The 18570-nt window shown below is 76.0% G+C and carries 19 protein-coding genes; 16 read left to right on the top strand and 3 right to left on the bottom strand.

Annotation, left to right across the window (positions count from 1 at the left end; all coding sequences use genetic code 11):
* The first annotated feature begins 40 nt into the window (after positions 1-40).
* Positions 41-463, top strand: coding sequence for a hypothetical protein (locus PHK61_RS09035; protein WP_274280631.1), 423 nt, complete (start codon positions 41-43; stop codon positions 461-463).
* A complete protein-coding gene (locus tag PHK61_RS09040; protein ID WP_274280632.1) occupies positions 460-1215 on the top strand; it encodes a hypothetical protein in 756 nt (251 codons plus the stop codon). Before PHK61_RS09035 ends, PHK61_RS09040 begins: the two co-directional genes overlap by 4 nt.
* Here PHK61_RS09040 and PHK61_RS09045 read toward each other — a convergent pair.
* Entirely contained in the window at positions 1187-2068 is an 882-nt protein-coding gene (locus PHK61_RS09045; protein ID WP_274280633.1) for a dienelactone hydrolase family protein, read from the bottom strand. The genes PHK61_RS09040 and PHK61_RS09045 overlap by 29 nt on opposite strands.
* A gap of 113 nt (positions 2069-2181) precedes the next feature.
* Here PHK61_RS09045 and glmS point away from each other — a divergent pair, with 113 nt between their 5' ends.
* The 9 genes from glmS to groL all read left to right on the top strand — a co-directional run bounded on the left by glmS (position 2182) and on the right by groL (position 11890).
* On the top strand, positions 2182-4068 hold the full coding sequence (glmS, locus tag PHK61_RS09050; RefSeq protein ID WP_274280634.1) for a glutamine--fructose-6-phosphate transaminase (isomerizing): 1887 nt from the start codon (positions 2182-2184) through the stop codon (positions 4066-4068).
* Positions 4069-4136: 68 nt separating this feature from the next.
* A complete protein-coding gene (locus tag PHK61_RS09055) occupies positions 4137-5600 on the top strand; it encodes an NAD(P)H-hydrate dehydratase (protein ID WP_274280635.1) in 1464 nt (487 codons plus the stop codon).
* Positions 5597-6766 (top strand): alanine racemase, encoded by a 1170-nt coding sequence (alr, locus tag PHK61_RS09060; protein ID WP_274280636.1) that lies wholly within the window; start codon positions 5597-5599, stop codon positions 6764-6766. The genes PHK61_RS09055 and alr overlap by 4 nt, the downstream gene beginning before the upstream one ends.
* The gene (locus PHK61_RS09065; protein ID WP_274280637.1) at positions 6763-7962 is read left to right on the top strand and encodes an alpha/beta fold hydrolase; all 1200 of its coding nucleotides are present in this window, start codon (positions 6763-6765) and stop codon (positions 7960-7962) included. Before alr ends, PHK61_RS09065 begins: the two co-directional genes overlap by 4 nt.
* Positions 7959-8477: a tRNA (adenosine(37)-N6)-threonylcarbamoyltransferase complex ATPase subunit type 1 TsaE gene (gene tsaE, locus PHK61_RS09070; RefSeq protein WP_274280638.1), complete on the top strand. Its 519-nt coding sequence runs from the start codon at positions 7959-7961 to the stop codon at positions 8475-8477. The genes PHK61_RS09065 and tsaE overlap by 4 nt, the downstream gene beginning before the upstream one ends.
* A 9-nt stretch (positions 8478-8486) precedes the next feature.
* A complete protein-coding gene (gene tsaB / locus PHK61_RS09075; RefSeq protein WP_274280639.1) occupies positions 8487-9206 on the top strand; it encodes a tRNA (adenosine(37)-N6)-threonylcarbamoyltransferase complex dimerization subunit type 1 TsaB in 720 nt (239 codons plus the stop codon).
* Positions 9203-9703 (top strand): ribosomal protein S18-alanine N-acetyltransferase, encoded by a 501-nt coding sequence (rimI, locus tag PHK61_RS09080; protein WP_274280640.1) that lies wholly within the window; start codon positions 9203-9205, stop codon positions 9701-9703. Before tsaB ends, rimI begins: the two co-directional genes overlap by 4 nt.
* A 128-nt stretch (positions 9704-9831) precedes the next feature.
* Positions 9832-10143 carry a co-chaperone GroES gene (gene groES / locus PHK61_RS09085; protein ID WP_116709688.1) on the top strand — a complete coding sequence of 104 codons (312 nt, stop codon included), beginning with the start codon at positions 9832-9834 and terminating at the stop codon, positions 10141-10143.
* A 115-nt stretch (positions 10144-10258) separates the two neighbouring features.
* A complete protein-coding gene (groL, locus tag PHK61_RS09090) occupies positions 10259-11890 on the top strand; it encodes a chaperonin GroEL (RefSeq protein ID WP_274280641.1) in 1632 nt (543 codons plus the stop codon).
* A 69-nt stretch (positions 11891-11959) separates the two neighbouring features.
* On the opposite strand, the gene PHK61_RS09095 is transcribed toward groL, so the two are convergent.
* Positions 11960-12250 (bottom strand): WhiB family transcriptional regulator, encoded by a 291-nt coding sequence (locus tag PHK61_RS09095; RefSeq protein ID WP_274280642.1) that lies wholly within the window; start codon positions 12248-12250, stop codon positions 11960-11962.
* Positions 12251-12887: 637 nt separating this feature from the next.
* On the opposite strand from PHK61_RS09095, the gene PHK61_RS09100 reads away from it, so the two are divergent.
* The 3 genes from PHK61_RS09100 (at position 12888) to PHK61_RS09110 (ending at position 15256) form a co-directional block, all read left to right on the top strand.
* Positions 12888-13484 (top strand): response regulator transcription factor, encoded by a 597-nt coding sequence (locus PHK61_RS09100; RefSeq protein ID WP_116709579.1) that lies wholly within the window; start codon positions 12888-12890, stop codon positions 13482-13484.
* Between the two features lie 314 nt (positions 13485-13798).
* Positions 13799-14377: a sigma-70 family RNA polymerase sigma factor gene (locus tag PHK61_RS09105; RefSeq protein ID WP_274280709.1), complete on the top strand. Its 579-nt coding sequence runs from the start codon at positions 13799-13801 to the stop codon at positions 14375-14377.
* Positions 14378-15256, top strand: coding sequence for an anti-sigma-D factor RsdA (locus PHK61_RS09110; RefSeq protein WP_274280643.1), 879 nt, complete (start codon positions 14378-14380; stop codon positions 15254-15256).
* 65 nt (positions 15257-15321) lie between these two features.
* Here the strand turns inward: PHK61_RS09110 and PHK61_RS09115 are convergent, their stop codons facing one another.
* Positions 15322-15708: a DUF5319 domain-containing protein gene (locus tag PHK61_RS09115; protein WP_378023403.1), complete on the bottom strand. Its 387-nt coding sequence runs from the start codon at positions 15706-15708 to the stop codon at positions 15322-15324.
* 87 nt (positions 15709-15795) lie between these two features.
* On the opposite strand from PHK61_RS09115, the gene guaB reads away from it, so the two are divergent.
* Together guaB and PHK61_RS09125 are read left to right on the top strand one after the other, a co-directional pair.
* The gene (guaB, locus tag PHK61_RS09120) at positions 15796-17337 is read left to right on the top strand and encodes an IMP dehydrogenase (RefSeq protein WP_274280645.1); all 1542 of its coding nucleotides are present in this window, start codon (positions 15796-15798) and stop codon (positions 17335-17337) included.
* A 17-nt stretch (positions 17338-17354) separates the two neighbouring features.
* Positions 17355-18491: a GuaB3 family IMP dehydrogenase-related protein gene (locus PHK61_RS09125; RefSeq protein WP_274280646.1), complete on the top strand. Its 1137-nt coding sequence runs from the start codon at positions 17355-17357 to the stop codon at positions 18489-18491.
* Positions 18492-18570: the final 79 nt, after the last annotated feature.

Below are 18570 nucleotides of genomic sequence, written 5' to 3' on the forward strand. Positions count from 1 at the left end.
CAGCCCCGCGCCCGGCGCGGGCCGGACGCGGAGGACGCGGATGGACTCGGTCCCGCCCGTTCACGGCCCGGCCCGCCGTCTCGACGACCTGCTCGCCGACCTCGGCCACGACGCCGCCGACGAGGGCACCGACGCGGCGCCGCCGGACCTGCCCGAGGTCGTCGAGGCCGTCACCGGCCGGGCCCGCGACCTGCACCGTCTCGCCGACCGCCTGAGCGGCGACGGGCTCTCCGCGGTCGCCCTGCTGCGCGCCCACGCCGGCGCGGTCGACGACCTCGCCGAGCACCTCCAGGCGGCGGGCGGCGACCGGAGCAGCGACCCCGCCGATCCCGGGAGTGCCGCGCGCACCCCGGCCACCACCGGCGCGGACGTTCCCGCTCCCGACGACGCCGACCCCGCGCCCGAGGGCGCCGGCGGGTCGGGCGCGCCGGGCCCGCGAGGCGTGCCGCGCCACGTCGGGTGAGCGGCCCCGAGCGCCCGCTGCGGCTCGCGCCGGCGCCCGGTGCGGTGGACCTCACCGGCCCGGACCGCGCGACCCTCCTGGCCGGCGTCGACGCCGCGGTCGGCGTGCTGACCACCCACCTGGCGCGCTGGTCGGCGCTGCCCCCGCGCTGGCGCGGCGTCCCGGCCGGCCCCGACACCGACCCGGCCACGGTCCGGCGCGCCGGCGCGGAGGCCCGCGAGCTGCCCGACCCGCCCGCGCTCGCCGCGCAGGCCGAGGCCCTGCGGGAGGCCGTGACGCTGGTGCGCCGCCAGCACGTCGAGACGGCAGAGGACCTCGGGCCGCTGTGGGACACGTGGGCGGGCCCGTCGGCCGACGCGGTCCAGAAGCGGGTCTCGGCGCTCGCGCGCTCGGCGCACGGCCTGGTCTCCGAGCTCGGCGACACCGCCGACGTGTTCGAGGTGGCCGCGGCGCGCACGGCGGCCGCGGTGCGCGACCTGGCGGCCGGCGCGGCGGCGGTCCGTCCGGCCGACCCGGTGGGCGGGCTGCTCCCCGCCCAGGTGGACGCCCTGCTCGCGCGCGTGCGCACCGACCCGTCGGCGCAGGCCCCGCTGCGCGCGTGGGCGGCCGACCTCGAGGAGCGCACGCGCGCCTTCCTCGCGGCGGCGGCGCGCAGCCGCGCCGTCGGGCGGGAGGCCGGGGCGCGGGTCCGCGAGCGGCTCGCGGCGGGCGGCGGCGACCCGCTCAGCCCGAACCGGGCTCCGTCCCCTTGACGATGCCGTCGAACGCCGCCGCGTAGCGGCCGTCGCCGCCGAGGCGGTGCAGCAGGTAGCCCGTCAGCAGCGCCCGCACGAGGGTGCGCGTCGCGGGCTCGCCCTTGCCGTCGAGCAGGACGTCGCTCCAGTGCCGGCCCTCGAGCAGCCCGAGGTGGGTGGCCTTCTTCACGGTGCGCAGCGACGACTCGCCGCCCCAGGCCTTGTCGAGCAGCTCCGCGCCGGCGGCCGGCGGCGAGACGAGGTCCCGGCCGAACGCGAGGTGCATGCCGGGCACGTGGACCGCGCGGGCGGCCTCGACCGCGGAGGGCTGCGTGTCGGTGAGGGCGACGGTGGCCACGGCCTGGACGGCGACGCCGTGCCCGACCTCCCAGTAGGGCTCGCCGACGGCCTGCACCTGGGTGTCCGCGGCCGGCACCGCGGCGGCGAGGACGGCCGACCCCGCGCCCATCCCGTGCCCGGCGACGCCGAGCTTGCCGGGATCGACGCTCACCGCGGCGCCGCGGGCGGTGCCGCCGAGGCGGACGCCGGACACGACGCCGAGCGCGGTGCGCAGGTCCTGGGCGAGGCCGCGGTGGGAGCCGACGGGGCCGCGCTGGGTGTCCGGCGCGGCCGCGACGATGCCCCAGGACGCCAGGTGGCGCAGCAGCCCCAGGTAGCGGGCGGCGGGCTGCAGCCAGTCGTGCCCGAAGGCGACGGCGGGCAGCCCGGTGCCCGAGGCGGGCGTGAACACCACCCCGGGCAGGCCGACGAGCGCCAGCTCCCCGCGCAGCACCGGGTACGGGCCGGGCCGCGACAGCTCGGCGACCACCGCCTTCGGCGCCAGGGCCTTGCTCCCGATCACGCTCGCCATGGCCCGGGAACCTAGCGGAGGCGCCTGGTCGGGGCCTGTCGTGACCCGCCCGTGGGCCCGTCCGGGCGGCCGGGCCGGGAGGGCGGATCCGGGCCGTCGTTACCCTGGGCCCCGTGTGCGGGATCGTGGGATACGTCGGCAGGCGCGGTGCCCAGGAGGTCCTCGTCAACGGACTGCGGCGCCTGGAGTACCGCGGGTACGACTCCGCCGGGGTCGCGATCGTGGACGGTGCGGGCGGGCTCGAGGTGCACCGGGCGGCCGGTCCGCTCGACAACCTCGTGGCGGTGCTCCCGGAGGGCGACACGTCCGGGACAGCGTCCGGCAGCCCCGCTGCGCTGCGTGCCACGGCCGGGATGGGGCACACCCGCTGGGCCACCCACGGGCCGCCGACCGACCGCAACGCCCACCCGCACCGCGACGCGAGCGGCCGGGTCGCGGTGGTCCACAACGGCATCATCGAGAACTTCGCCGCGCTGCGCGCCGAGCTCGAGGCCGACGGGGTGGAGCTGAGCAGCGACACCGACAGCGAGGTCGCCGCGCACCTGGTGGCGCGGGCTGTCGACGCCGACCCGGACGCCGGGCTGACCGCGGCCGTGCGCGCCGTGGTGGGCCGCCTCGAGGGCGCGTTCACGCTGGTCATCACGCACGCCGACCGGCCCGAGGAGATCGTCGCGGCGCGCCGCTCGTCGCCGCTGGTGGTGGGCGTCGGGCAGGGCGAGATGTTCGTGGCGTCCGACGTGGCGGCGTTCATCGACTTCACCCGCGACGCGGTCGAGCTGGGCCAGGACCAGATCGTCACGCTGACCGCCGAGGGCGCCGTCGTCACCGACTTCCTCGGCGAGACGGCGAAGACCCGGCCCTTCCACGTCGACTGGGACATCGAGGCCGCCGAGAAGGGCGGCCACGACTTCTTCATGCTCAAGGAGATCGAGGAGCAGCCGACCGCGCTGGCCGACACGCTGCGCGGGCACCTCGTCGACGGCCGCGTCGTGCTCGACGAGCAGCGCCTGTCCGACCAGGAGCTGCGCGACATCGACAAGGTGTTCGTCGTGGCCTGCGGCACGGCGTACCACGCGGGCCTGCTGGCGAAGTACGCGATCGAGCACTGGTGCCGCATCCCGGTCGAGGTCGAGGTCGCCAGCGAGTTCCGCTACCGCGACCCGGTGCTCGACCGCTCGACGCTCGTCGTCGCGATCTCCCAGTCCGGGGAGACGGCCGACACGCTGGAGGCCGTGCGCCACGCCCGCGACCAGAAGGCCCGCGTGCTGGCGATCTGCAACACCAACGGCGCGCAGATCCCGCGCGAGTCCGACGCCGTGCTCTACACCCACGCCGGCCCCGAGGTCGGGGTGGCGGCGACCAAGACGTTCACCGCGCAGGTGATCGCCTGCTACCTGGTGGGCTTGGCGCTGGCGCAGGTGTTCGGCACGAAGTACGCCGACGAGGTGGCCCGCGAGTACGCCGAGCTCGAGTCGAGCACGGTCGCGGTGGCGCGGGTGCTCGACGCCGTCGTCGAGCCCACCCGCGCGCTCGCCCGCGACCTCGCCCCGTCGAAGGCGGTGCTCTTCCTCGGGCGCCACGTCGGGTTCCCCGTGGCGCTGGAGGGCGCGCTCAAGCTCAAGGAGCTCGCCTACATGCACGCGGAGGGCTTCGCGGCGGGCGAGCTGAAGCACGGGCCGATCGCGCTGATCGAGCAGGACCTGCCCGTGGTGGTCGTCATGCCCTCGCCCAAGGGCCGGGCGATCCTGCACCAGAAGCTGCTCTCGAACATCCGCGAGATCCAGGCCCGCGGGGCGCGGACGATCGTGGTGGCCGAGGAGGGCGACGAGACGGTGCGCCCGTTCGCCGAGCACCTCATCGAGGTGCCCGCGGTGTCCACCCTGCTCCAGCCGCTGGTGGCGAGCGTGCCGCTGCAGGTCTTCGCCGCCGAGGTCGCCCGCGCCCGCGGCTACGACGTCGACAAGCCCCGCAACCTCGCCAAGTCCGTCACGGTGGAGTAGCCGGGTATGTGAGCGGACTTCGGGGCGATAGCCCCGAAGTTCGCTCACATGGGGCGGAGGGAGCGATCGTGTACGGCGTGTGGACGCCCGAGCAGGTGCGCGCGGCCGAGGAGCCGGTGCTGGCGCGGACCCCCGAGGGTGCGCTCATGCGCCGCGCCGCCCGGGGCGTCGCCCAGGTCGCGCTGGCCGAGCTCGCGCGCCGCACCGGGGGTGTTCCCGGCCGCCGGGTCGTCGTGCTCGCCGGGGCGGGCAACAACGGCGGCGACGGGCTGTGGGCCGGCTACGAGCTGCGCCGCCGCGGGGTCGCCGTCACCGCGGTGCTGCTGAGCCCGCACCGCGCCCACCCCGACGGCCTGGCGGCCCTGCGCCGGCAGCGGGGCCGCGTCGTCACCGACGTCGAGCACGGCGTCGCCGCCATCGACCGCGCCGACCTCGTGCTCGACGCCATCGTCGGCACCGGCGCGCAGGGCGGCCTGCGCCCCGAGGCCGCGACCCTCGCCGACGCCGCGGCCGGCGCCCGCGTCCCGGTCCTCGCCGTCGACACCCCGAGCGGCGTCGACCCGCTCACCGGCGTCCCCGCCGAGGCCTCCGTGCGGGCGGCCGCCACCGTCACCTTCGGCGCCCGCAAGCCCGTCCACGTGCTCGCCGCGCCCCGGTGCGGGCCCGTGACGCTGATCGACATCGGGATCGGCCCCGAGCTGCCGCCGGCCCCGGTGCGCGTGCTCGAGGCGGCCGACGTCGGTGCGCGCTGGCCCGTGCCCGGTCCCGGCGACGACAAGTACACCCAGGGCGTGGTCGGCGTCGCCGCGGGCTCGCGGACCTACCCGGGCGCCGCGGTCCTCGCGAGTGGCGCCGCCGCGCTGTCCACCAGCGGCATGGTCCGCTACGCCGGCAGCGCCGCCGACGAGGTGCGCGCCGCGTGGCCCGAGATCGTCGCCACCGACACGGTCGGCGAGGCCGGGCGCGTGCAGGCCTGGGTGGTCGGCCCCGGGCTCGGCACCGACGACGCGGGCGCGCGCACCCTCGGCGACGTCCTCGACGCGGGCCTGCCCGTGCTCGCCGACGCCGACGCGGTGACGCTGCTCGGGCAGCACGCCGGGCTGCGCGAGCGGGCGCGCGGCGCCCCGGTCCTCATCACCCCGCACGCCGGCGAGTTCGCCCGCGTCGCCGAGCTGACCGACGACCGCGTCGACTCCGCCCGGCGCGCCGCCGCCGACCTCGGCGTCACCGTGCTGCTCAAGGGCAACGCGACGATCGTCGCCGCCCCCGACGGGCGCGTGCTCGTGCACCCCGCGGGCAGCGCCTGGCTCGCGACCGCGGGGTCGGGCGACGTGCTCTCCGGGGTCGCCGGCGCGCTGCTCGCCGCCGGGCTCGACCCCTGGTGGGCGGGCGGCTGCGCGGCGTTCGTGCACGCGCGCGCCGCCGACGTCGGGGCCGGCGCCACGGACGGCCCCGGCTCGCCGGTGCCCGCGTCGTTCGTCCAACGGGCCCTGCCACGGGCCATCCGTGAGGTCCGGGAGGCCGTGCAGTGACGAGTTCCACGAGCACCCGTCCCCGCGTCGAGGCCCGCATCGACCACGACGCCCTGGCCCACAACGTCGGCCTGCTCGCCGCCCTCGCCCGGAGGTCCGGCGCGGCGACGATGGCGGTGGTCAAGGCCGACGGCTACGGGCACGGGGCGGTGGAGGTCGCGCGCACGGCGCTGGCGTCGGGCGCGACGTGGCTCGGCGTCTGCACCCTCGAGGAGGCCGCGCAGCTGCGTGGCGGCGGGATCACCGCCCCGGTGCTGTCGTGGCTGCACCTGCCCGACGACGACTTCGCCCCCGCCGTCGCCGACGGGGTCGACCTCGGCGTCTCCTCCCGCGCGGAGCTCGACGGCGTCGTCGCCGGAGCCGGGCGCGCCGGGCGGACGGCCCGCGTCCACCTCAAGATCGACACCGGGCTGAGCCGCAACGGCTGCCCGCCCGAGGCGTGGGCCGACCTGCTCGACGCGGTCGAGCTCGCCCGCACCGCGGGCGACGTCGAGGTGGCCGCCGTGTGGTCGCACCTCGCGCACGCCGACGCCCCCGACCACCCCACGATCGACGTCCAGGCCAAGCGCCTCGACGAGGCCTGGCGGGTCGCCGGGGACCGGCTGGGCGGCCCGCGCCCGTGGCGCCACCTTGCGAACTCCGCCGCCACCCTCACCCGTCCGGACCTGCACCTCGACCTCGTGCGGCCCGGGATCGCCGTCTACGGGCTCGACCCGCTCGAGGCGGCGGACCAGCACGGCCTGCGGCCGATCATGACCTTCCGCACCCGCGTGGCGCTGGTCAAACGCGTGGCCGCCGGGGAAGGTGTGTCCTACGGTCACGAGTGGGTGGCCCCCGACGACCGGGTGCTGGCGCTGGTGCCGACGGGGTACGCCGACGGGGTGCCGCGACGGCTCGGAGGGACGATGACGGTGCAGCTCGCCGGCGGGCGCCGACCGGTCGTCGGACGCGTGTGCATGGACCAGGTCGTGGTCGACCTCGGTCCCGCCGCCGAGTACACCGACACCGTGACCCCCGGCGACGAGGTCCTGCTCTTCGGCCCGGGCGACGCGGGCGAGCCGACGGCGCTCGACTGGGCCCGCTGGCTCGACACGATCCACTACGAGGTCGTCACCGGTGTCGGGTGCCGGCCCCGGGTGACCCGGACGAGGGGGTCGACGGCGTGAGCGCCGAGCACCGTCCCCGTCAGCCCCACCACCTCTCGCCCGGCGCCGTCGCCGGGGCCGTGGCGGGCACGGTGCTGGGCGGCGCGGCCGCGGCGGGCGCCGTCGGGGCCGGGCGCGCCCGGTCGCGGATCCTGCGCCAGCGCGAACGCCTCTCCGAGGAGGAGAAGGCCCATCCCTCGATGCTGGGGCTGGTCCCGGCCGGGCGCGAGTCGTCGGTCGCCGCCGACGACGGGGTGCGGCTCTCGGTGGAGGAGGTCGACCCCGTCGAGGGCGGGACGCCGGAGCTGACCGTGGTGCTGGTCCACGGCTTCGCCCTCGACCGCAAGTGCTGGCACTTCCAGCGCCGCATGCTCTCCGAGCTCACCGAGCCGTCGGTGCGCACGGTCCTCTACGACCAGCGCCGCCACGGCCGGTCCGCGCAGGCCGGCGCCCGGTCGTGCACGATCGCCCAGCTCGGCGCCGACCTCGACGCGATCCTGCGCGCCGTCGTGCCCGAGGGTCCGATCGTGCTCGTCGGCCACTCCATGGGCGGCATGACGATCATGGCGCTGGCCGAGCGGAACCCGAAGCTCTTCCGGGAGCGCATCGTCGGGGTCTCGCTGCTGTGCACCTCGGCCGGCGAGGTCATGGCCGGGGGCCTCAAGCAGGCCGTCCTGTCGCACCGCAACCCGACGGTCAACGTCCTCGGGCGCATCGCGCACTGGCAGCCCGCCTTCGCCGACCGGGTGCGCCGCGCCGCGGGCAACGTCATCTGGGCGTTCGTGCAGGGCCTGTCGTTCGGCGACCGCTCCACCGACCCCGCGCTGGTGGACCTCGTCGACCGCACGATCGCCTCGACGCCGCTCGACGCGCTCACCTCGTTCGCCAACACCCTCTCGACGCACAACCGGCGCGCCGCGCTGGCCGGGCTGTCGCAGTGCGAGGTGCTGGTGGCCGGCGGCACGCGCGACCGGATGATCCCCTACGAGCACTCCGAGCTGATCGCCGCGGAGATGCCGCACGCCGAGCTGCTCCCGCTCGAGGGCGCGGGACACATGGCGATGCTCGAGCAGCCGGGCGAGTACGACGCCGCCCTGCTCGAGCTGCTGCGCCGCTGCACCCACCGCAGCCAGGTCCTGCGCCGGCTGCGGCCCGGCGGTGCCCCGCGGACCGACCGCCCGCGCCGCGGCCTGCGCCGACCCCGCCGCCGGGCATGAGCGCCGACCTGATCGCCGACCGCCGCGTCGCGCTGCCCACCGCCGCGGACACCGCCGCGCTCGGGCAGGAGATCGGCGCGCGCCTGCGCCCCGGCGACCTCGTCGTGCTCGCGGGTCCCCTGGGCGCCGGCAAGACCTGCCTCGCCGCGGGCGTGGGCGAGGGCCTGGGCGTCGAGGGGCCGGTCACCTCGCCGACGTTCGTCATCGCGCGCGAGCACCCGCCCCTGCCCGCCGCGCTCGGCGGGCGCGGCGTCGTCCTCGTGCACGTCGACGCCTACCGCCTCGGGGTCGGCACCGCCGTCACCCCGGACCCGCGCGAGGTCGCCGCGCAGCTCGACGACCTCGACCTCGACACTGACCTCACCCGCGCCGCCGTGGTGATCGAGTGGGGCGAGGGCGTCGCCGAGCACCTCGCCGCCGAGCACCTGCTGGTCCGGCTGGACCGCTCGAGCACGGCCGAGGACCGCGAGGCGCACCTCCACGGGCCCGCGAGGCTGGTCGCCTCCGGTCCGTAAGGTCGGACCGTGCTCGTCCTGGCCCTCGACACCGCCACCGCCCGCATCACGGCGGGCGTGGTGGAGCTCCCCGACGACGGCTCCTCGGGGTCGAGCTCCGCTCCGCTCCGTCTCCCGCCGCCCGTCACCCTCGCCGCGCGCGACGCCGAGGGCGCCCGCGCGCACGCCGAGCTGCTCGCCCCCGCGGTCGCCGACGCCCTGGCCGAGGCGGGGTGCACCCGCGCCGACCTCGACGCCGTCGTCGCCGGGCTGGGCCCCGGCCCCTTCACCGGCCTGCGCGTCGGGCTCGTGACCGCCGCGGCGATGGGCGACGGGCTCGGCCTGCCCGTGCACGGCGTCCCGACCCACGACGCCCTGGCCGTCGGCGTCCCCGGCGCGGTCCTGGTCGTCACCGACGCGCGGCGCCGCGAGGTCTACTGGAGCCGGTTCGCCGACGGTGTCCGCACCCATGGTCCCGAGGTCGTCGCGCCCGCCGAGCTCGCCGCGCGCCTCGGTCCCGACGGCGACCTCGGCCCGGTCGACCGGGTCGTGGGCGACGCGGCCCAGAAGGTCGACGCCGGGCGGGTGGGCGCTCCCGACGGCGCGCCCGGCCCCCGCCCCGAGGGCCTCGTCGCGGTCGCCGCGCCGGCCCTGCGCGCGGGCGCCGACCCCGGTCCGCTGGTGCCGCTCTACCTGCGCCGGCCCGACGCCGTCCCGCCCGGGGCGCCCAAGGCCGTGACCCGCGCGTGAGCGACGTCGTCCTCGACGCGCTGACCGAGGCCGACGCCGAACGCTGCGCCGAGCTCGAGGCGATCCTCTTCCCCGGCGACGACCCGTGGAGCGCGCGCGCCTTCCGCGACGAGCTGCGCGCCGGGCACCGCTACCTCGCGGCCCGGGACGACGGGCGGCTGATCGGCTACGGCGGCGTGGCCCTGCTGCCCGGCCGCCTCGGCCAGCAGGCCGAGGCCGAGATCCACACGATCGGGGTCGACCCCGCCCACCAGGGCCGGGGCGTCGGGCGGGCCCTGCTCGACGGGCTGCTCGCCGCGGCGGACGAGATCGGGGCGACGACCTACCTCGAGGTCCGCGTCGACAACGCGCCGGCGCTGGGCCTCTACCGCGCCGCCGGTTTCGCGGTGCTGGGCACCCGCCGGCGCTACTACTCCTCGGGCGCCGACGCCCATACGATGCGCCGGCCGCCCGGCGGTGTCACGGTCGGGGGCACGCCCGCGGACGCCCCTCGTTGAAGGCTTGGCACTCTCGGCGCTAGAGTGCCAATCAGCACGGCGTCGGAGCCGCCCCGGCTCCCGCGACGGCGGGGCGGACCCCCGGTGCCGTGAGGACAACAGGACGCATCCGCTCCGACTCCAGACAGGTGGAGGTCACCGACGTGGCCAGCGTGAACATCAAGCCGCTCGAGGACAAGCTCGTGGTGCAGGCCAGCGAGGCCGAGACCACGACCGCTTCCGGCATCGTCATCCCGGACACGGCGAAGGAGAAGCCCCAGGAGGGCAAGGTCCTCGCCGTCGGCCCGGGCCGCGTGGACGACAACGGGAACCGCATCCCGCTGGACGTCGCCGTGGGCGACGTCGTCATCTTCTCGAAGTACGGCGGCACCGAGGTCAAGTACAACGGCGAGGACTACCTGATCCTCTCCTCGCGCGACGTGCTGGCGGTCGTCAACTAGGACCCGCGCGCACCGCAGGACACGAACGCCGCCCCGGTGGCCCCCACGGGGCGCCGGGGCGGCGTCGTTCCCCGCGTGAGCCCGTGAGGAAGACTCTGCCGGAAAGGTTGGCTCAGTGCCCAAACAGATCACCTTCGACGAGACCGCCCGCCGCGCGCTCGAGCGCGGGGTCGACCAGCTGGCCAATGCGGTCGTGGTGACCCTCGGGCCGCGGGGCCGTCACGTCGTCCTGGAGAAGAAGTTCGGTGGTCCGACGATCACCAACGACGGCGTCACCATCGCCCGCGAGATCGAGCTCGACGACCCGTTCGAGAACCTCGGCGCGCAGCTGGCGAAGAACGTCGCCACGAAGACCAACGACGTCGCGGGCGACGGCACGACGACGGCCACCGTCCTCGCGCAGGCGCTCGTGTGCGAGGGTCTGCGCAACCTCGCGGCGGGCGCCAACCCGACCGCGCTCGGGGCCGGCATGCTCGCCGCCACTGAGAAGGTCACCGAGATCCTGCGGTCGAAGGCCACCCCGGTGGACGGCCGCCAGGGCATCGCCGCCGTCGGTGCGGTCGCCTCGCGCGACCAGACGATCGGCGACCTCATCGGCGAGGCCATGGAGAAGGTCGGCGAGGACGGCGTCATCACGGTCGAGGAGGCCTCGACGCTGGCCACCGAGCTGGAGATCACCGAGGGTCTGCAGTTCGACAAGGGCTACATCTCGCCCTACTTCGTCACCGACAACGACTCGATGGAGGCCGTGCTCGAGGACGCCCAGATCCTCCTGCACCGCGAGAAGATCAGCTCCATCCAGGACCTGCTCCCGCTGCTGGAGAAGGTCGTGGAGTCGGGCAAGCCGCTGCTGATCGTCGCCGAGGACGTCGAGGCCGAGGCCCTGTCGACCCTCGTCGTCAACTCGATCCGCAAGACGGTGAAGGTGGCCGCGGTCAAGGCGCCGTTCTTCGGCGACCGCCGCAAGGCGTTCCTCGACGACCTCGCGGCCGCCACCGGCGCCACGGTGGTCAACCCCGAGGTCGGCATCAAGCTCGCCGAGTCGGGCCCCGAGGTGCTCGGCAGCGCGCGCCGCGCCGTGATCACCAAGGACGCCACCACCCTCGTCGAGGGCGGCGGGCGCCGGGAGGACGTGGACGCCCGCGTCACCCAGATCCGGCGTGAGATCGAGGAGACCGACTCCGACTGGGACCGCGAGAAGCTGCAGGAGCGGCTGGCGAAGCTCGCCGGCGGCGTCGCGGTCATCAAGGTCGGTGCGGCCACCGAGACCGAGATGAAGGAGCGCAAGCACCGCATCGAGGACGCCATCGCCGCCACCCGCGCGGCGGTGGAGGAGGGCATCGTCCCCGGCGGCGGCAGCGCGCTGCTGCACGCCGCGGCGGAGCTCGCCGACGGCCTCGGCCGCACCGGCGACGAGGCCACCGGGGTGGCCCTCGTGCGCCGCGCGCTCGCGGCGCCGCTCAAGGCGATCGCCCACAACGCCGGGCTCGAGGGTGCCGTCGTCACGGCCCGGGTCGCCGAGTCGGGCTGGGGCCACGGGTACGACGCCGCGGCCGAGGAGTACGGCGACCTCATGGCCGCCGGCATCATCGACCCGGTGAAGGTGACGCGCTCCGCCCTGGAGAACGCCACCTCCATCGCCCGCATGGTGCTCACCACGGAGAGCGCCATCGTGGACAAGCCCGAGGAGGAGGAGCCGGCGGGCGCCGCCGGTGGCCACGGGCACGGCCACGGCCACGGTCACTAGTCCGCACGACAGAACGACGGGCCCCCGGCCGCCGGCCGGGGGCCCGTCGTCGTCCGTGGCCGTGCTGTGTCAGCCCAGGCGGCGGGGCCGGCCGGTGGCGGCCGCGACGCGCTCGGACTCCGACATCCCGCCCCAGATGCCGTAGGGCTCGCCGGCGGCGATCGCGTGCCGGCGGCACGGCTCGATCACCGGGCAGTCGCGGCAGACCGCCTTGGCGCGCCGCTCCCGGTGCGCCCGCGCGGGGCCCCGCTCACCGTCCGGGTGGAAGAAGAACGTGCTGTCCATGCCACGGCAGGCCCCGAGGCGCTGCCAGTCCCACACGTCAGCGTTGGGTCCCGGCAGCCGGCGGACGTCCGCCATGTGCCACCTCCACGTCGCGAGGACCCGCGGGTCCGGCTCCACGCACGCCCCGTGCGGACCGCGACCGGCTCCGCACCGCGCCGTGCACCTGCAGATGGTCACGCTGCGTGCGCTTCTCGGCGCGCACCGCGACCACCGTGGTTGGACCCTATGGCGGTTGTGCACGACCCGACAAGTACATGCGACGTGCGCCATTCCTCGATGTATTCATCGGTGAGCGGTCGCCTACATGTCGGGGTGCTTGCCGAACCGGCTCCGATCCGTGATCATTCCCCGCACGCGGAGTACACGGGAGTGTCGCCGGACGGTCGTCATCGGTGGATCTCCGGTCGTCACCGTAGGGTCGCCCGCACGTTGAACAGGGGGAGGGTCGCCACACCGGCCGGTCGGTCCGCCGACCGGCGCCGATTCGGCCGTGGAGGGCCCTCGGCCCCATCGAGGCGTGGCACGTCCTGCGCCCGTCGTACAAGGAGAGCGCATGGACCGGCACGCCGAGCGGCCAGCCGACCGCGGACGCGAACCGGCCGGACGTCGTACCGAATTCGCTCCGGGCGGCGGGTCAAGCTCGTCGGTCGGCGCGCCGATGGGGGAGAGTGCTCGCTCATCGGCTGCAGGGTCGCTGCAGAAAGGAGCTCCCGTGACCACGGTGCTGATCTGCGACGACCGTCGCAGCGTCCGTGAAGGCCTCACCAGGGTGATGTCCGCGGTCCCGGGTGTCCACCGCATCGACTGCGTCGCCCACGGCGACGAACTGCTCACCCGCTTCTCGCGGCAGACGGTCGACGTCGTCCTGGTCGGCACCCAGCGCGCCGTGCCCACCGGCGTGGAGGCCACCCGGCGGCTCGTCGCCGCGCACCCGCAGGCCAACGTCATCGTCTTCGGCGCCCCCGACGACTCGGGCAGCATCGCCGCCGCCATCGCCGGCGGGGCCCGCGGCTACCTGCGCTGGGACGCGTCCCGCCCCGAGCTCGTCGCCGCGCTCGCCCACACGCTGGCCAGCACCTCGGTGCCGGCGCCGCGCACCCCCGCCGACTCGGGTGTCCAGCTCACCGAGCGGGAGCTGCAGGTGCTGCGCGGGATGGCGCAGGGCAAGAGCAACGGCCAGATCGGCCGGGAGCTCTACCTGTCCGAGGACACGGTGAAGACCCACGCCCGGCGCCTGTTCCGCAAGCTCGGCGTCCGCGACCGTGCGCAGGCCGTGGCGCACGGCTTCCGACGGGGCCTGGTCTCCTGACCGCCTCCCGGAACGACGGCCGTTCGGGCGGTTCGGTCGGCCCGCCCCACGGGGTCCACGCCGACGACGTCCCGACGCCGGTGATCGGTATCCCGCGGGCGGTCCACCGCGCCGCGGACCGGTGGCGTGCCCCGGATCGGGCGAACGCCGCCCCGCGGCCCGCGCCGGACCCCGGGACCGCCCGCTACGCTGAGACGACCTTGACGGCGCCCGGCCCCCTCACCTCGGCCGGGGCGCCGGACCGTCCGGCGGTGGCCCCGACCCCGATGCACCCGGCGCCACCGCCCCGCGTAACACCGGGGCCACGTGGAGCGATGACTGACGCAGGGAACGATCTCGAGGGCCTGGTGGCCGCCGCCAACGACGGCGACCGCTCGGCCCTCAACCGCGTTCTCGCGATCATCCGGCCGCTGGTCGTGCGGTACTGCCGCGCGCGCATCGGTCGGCAGGAACGGTCGTCGGTCTCCGCCGACGACGTGGCCCAGGAGGTGTGCTTGGCCGTGCTCACCGCGCTGCCGGGATACCGCGACCAGGGCCGTCCGTTCCTCGCCTTCGTCTACGGCATCGCGGCCCACAAGGTCGTCGACGCGCACCGGTCGGTCGCGCGCAGCCGGTCCGAACCCGTGGACGAGCTCCCCGAGGAGCTCGATCACCGGGACGGGCCCGAGCAGCGGGCACTCAACGGAGCGCTGTCCGTCCAGATGGGTCAGCTCCTCGACACGCTGCCGCCCAAACAGAGGGAAATCCTCGTGCTGCGTGTCGTCGTTGGACTGTCGGCGGAGGAAACCGCGGAAGCGGTCGAGTCCACCCCCGGGGCGGTACGGGTGGCCCAGCACCGGGCGTTGTCAAAGTTGCGGACCGCGGTGTCCGCGATCTCGGAAGAGGTGAGTTGAGTGGGCGGCCACAGGGCGTCGGGCGGGTCCGAGGGTGACCTCGTCGACGGCCCCGTCGACCTCGCGGCGGTCCGGGCGGACGACGCCCTGATCGACGCGCTCGCCGGCGGTGCCGGCGGTGCGGGTGACACCGGCGCGTACGGCTTCGGCGGCGGCACCGATGACGACCGGCTCGCGGCGATCCTCGCGGCGTGGCGGGCCGACATCGAGGCCGATCCGATGCCCGAGCTCGTGACGCTGGACGAGGCGGCCGAGGCCGTGACCGCGGGCCACGAGAGCCGCGACCGGCTGCGCTCGCGCGGGCGTCGGCGGATGCCGTTCGCCATCGCCGCGGTCGCCGCCGCGGTCGCGTGCGCGGGCCTCACGGTCGCCGTCCACGGCGCCATGCCCGGCGACACCCTCTGGGGCGTCTCCAAGGTCTTCTTCTCCGAGCGCGCGGCCGGCGTCGAGCGCGTCGAGGAGGTCCGCAACCGGATCGAGGCCGCCAACGGCGCCCTCGCCCGGGGCGACACCCAGGCCGCCCGCAACGAGCTGGCCCAGGCCAACGTCGCCATCCCGCAGGTCGCCCCCGAGCAGCGGGCGCCGCTGGTGGCCGAGCGCGACCGGGTGCAGACCTCCCTGTCGAGCGACCCGTCGCCCACCCGCGAGCCCACCGCCGGCTCCTCGCCGCGCTCGTCGGAGCCCACGTCGCCGCCGGCGCCGGAGGACACCGCCACGGTCAGCCCGGCCGAGCCCGCGGCCCCGCCGGCCGAGGACCCCGCGGGTCCGGAGCCGCAGACCGTCGACCCGAGCACGCGCGGTACCGAGGACCCGGCCGGGACCCCGACGCCGAGCGGGATGTCGTCGAGCTCGGGATCCACGTCGCCCACCACGGGCTGACACCCGCCGAACGCCGACCGGCCCGGCCCCCTCGGGGGCCGGGCCGGTCGTCTGTGTGAGTCGTGCTACTCGGCGAGCGTCGCGTCCGCGAAACCGCGGCAGTACTCCCACGTGACGTAGGCGGCCGGGTCCGGGTCGAACGGGGGCTCGTGCGGGCGCATGTGGCCCTCGTCGAGCAGCTGCTGCAGGCTCGCCCGCAGCAGGTCCCAGTCGTGGTAGTGCTGCTCGGAGCAGTCCTCGCAGTCGACCACCACACCCCGGATGCCCCGGGGCGCGAGCAGGGCCTCGAACACCGCGAGGTCGCCGAGGTCGGCCACCACCTCGTCGCGCTCGGCGTCGTCGAGGGGGGCGTCGTCGGGGGCGTCGCCGTCCGGTCCCCCGAGCGCGCGAGCGGGGTCCGCGGGGTCTCCCGCGAACGGATCGGGCGGCAGCGCTTCGTAGGCCACGACCAGCAATTTACCCGTGCGGCGACGCGCGACACCCAGCGGCGGTGTGCGCGCCCGGGGGACCCCGTCGGAGGGCGGACTACGATCGGGGCCATGGTGCTGAACGAGCCCGGTCGGGGGGACACGGAGCGCAGCGGAGCTGGACCATTCGACTCCGAGAAGTTCGCGTTGCTCGGACTCACCTTCGACGACGTCATGCTCCTGCCGGGCGAGTCGGACGTGGTGCCCTCCGAGGCGGACACGTCGGCGCGCCTGACGCGCCGGGTCACGCTGCGGGTCCCGCTCGTCAGCTCCGCGATGGACACCGTGACCGAGTCCCGCATGGCGATCGCGATGGCGCGCCAGGGCGGCATGGGCGTGCTGCACCGCAACCTCCCGGCCGAGGAGCAGGCGGCGCAGGTCGAGGTGGTCAAGCGGTCCGAGGCCGGCATGGTCACCGACCCGGTCACCTGCTCGCCCGACGACACGCTCGCCGAGGTCGACGCGCTGTGCGCCAAGTTCCGCATCTCGGGGCTGCCCGTCGTCGACGAGGGCGGGCGCCTGGTCGGCATCATCACCAACCGGGACATGCGCTTCGAGGTCGACCACTCGCGCCGGGTGCGCGAGGTGATGACCGCCGAGGACCTCGTCACCGCGCAGGTCGGCGTCACCGCCGAGGCCGCGCTCGGGCTGCTGCGCCGCCGCAAGATCGAGAAGCTGCCGCTGGTCGACGGCGCCGGCGTGCTGCGCGGCCTCATCACGGTCAAGGACTTCGTCAAGACCGAGCAGTACCCCCTCGCGACCAAGGACCCCGACGGCCGGCTGCTGTGCGGCGCCGCAGTGGGCGTCGGCGACGACGCCTGGTCGCGGGCCATGGCGCTGGTCGACGCCGGGGTCGACGTGCTCGTCGTCGACACCGCGCACGGCCACTCGCGGGCGGTCACCGCGATGGTGGCCAAGCTCAAGCAGGAGCTCGGCGAGCGGGTCGAGGTCGTCGGCGGCAACGTCGCCACGCGCGCGGGCGCCCAGGCCCTGGTGGACGCGGGCGCGGACGCGGTGAAGGTCGGCGTCGGCCCCGGCTCGATCTGCACCACGCGCGTCATCGCCGGCGTCGGCGTCCCCCAGATCACCGCCATCCACGAGGCGGCCGCGGCCGCGGCCCCGCACGGCGTGCCGATCATCGGCGACGGCGGCCTGCAGTCCTCCGGGGACATCGCCAAGGCGCTGGCGACCGGGGCGGGCACCGTCATGCTGGGCTCGCTGCTCGCGGGCACCGCCGAGACGCCCGGCGACCTGGTGCTGCTCGACGGCAAGCAGTTCAAGACCTACCGCGGTATGGGCTCGCTCGGCGCCATGCGCAGCCGCGGCCAGCAGGGCTCGTACTCCAAGGACCGCTACTTCCAGGACGACGTCCTCTCCGACGACAAGCTGGTGCCCGAGGGTGTCGAGGGCCGCGTACCCTTCCGGGGGCCGCTGGCCCAGGTGGCCCATCAGCTCGTCGGCGGGCTGCGGGCGGCGATGGGCTACACGGGGTCGCGGACCATCGACGAGCTGCAGCGTGCGCACCTCGTCCGGATCACCGCGGCAGGGCTCGCCGAGTCGCACCCGCACCACGTCACGATGACCGCCGAGGCGCCGAACTACGGCGCGCGCTAGCAGGAGAGGACCGCCGCGTGCGCGAGCAGGTCGAGATCGGGCGGAACCGCAGCGCCCAGCGCAGCTACGTCTTCGACGACCTCGACATCGTCCCGTCGCGGCGCACGCGGTCGTCGTCGGCGGTGTCCACGGCCTGGCAGCTCGACGCCTACCGCTTCGAGCTCCCGCTGCTGACCCACCCCACCGACGCGGTCGTCAGCCCGGCCACGGCGGCGCGCGTCGGCGAGCTCGGCGGCCTGGGCGTGCTCAACGCCGAGGGGCTGTGGGCCCGCCACGCCGAGGCGGAGAAGGCGCTGGGCGAGGTGGTCACCCGCGCGGCCACCGACCCCGCCGAGGCCGTCGCGGAGCTGCAGCGCCTGCACGCCGCGCCCGTGCAGCCCGCGCTGCTCACCGAGGCGCTCGACCGCGTCCGCACCGCCGGCGCCACGGTGGCCGCGCGCGTCAGCCCGCAGCACGCCCGCGAGCTCACGCCCACGCTGCTGGCGGCCGGTGTCGAGGTGCTGGTCGTGCAGGGCACGATCATCTCGGCGGAGCACGTCCCGGGCGACCACGCCGAGACCGACGGCCCGCTCGACCTCGAGGACTTCATCGAGGGGCTCGACATCCCCGTCGTCGCCGGCGGGGTGGGCGACTACCGCACCGCGATGCACCTCATGCGCACCGGCGCCGCCGGCGTCATCGTCGGCTACGGGCAGTCGGCGGCGACCACCACCGACGACGTGCTCGGCATCGGGGTCCCGATGGCGACGGCGCTCGTCGACGCGGCCGCCGCGCGCCGCGACTACCTCGACGAGACCGGCGGGCGCTACGTCCACGTCATCGCCGACGGCGCGATGAGCACGTCCGGCGACATCGCCAAGGCCATCGCGTGCGGCGCCGACGCGGTGATGCTCGGCGAGCAGCTCGCCGCGGCCGAGGAGGCTCCCGGCGGCGGCTGGTACTGGACGCCGTCGGCGGCCCACCCCTCGCTGCCCCGCAGCGGCATCACGCGCGTGCCCACCGTCGCCGCCGACCTCGCGACCGTGCTCACCGGCCCCGCCCGCTCCGGCGCGGGCACGATGAACCTCTTCGGGGCGCTGCGCCGCGCGATGGCCAAGACCGGCTACTCCGACCTCAAGGAGTTCCAGCGCGTCGGGCTCTCCGTACGCCGCTGACCAGGCCGGACACGCAGCGCTACCGCGCCGTCTCCCACGGAAGTGCTCCTGGACAGACCGCGAGGGGTGCGCTTCGTTC

The organism is Actinomycetospora lutea, from assembly GCF_028737205.1.
Taxonomy (GTDB): Bacteria; Actinomycetota; Actinomycetes; order Mycobacteriales; family Pseudonocardiaceae; genus Actinomycetospora; species Actinomycetospora lutea.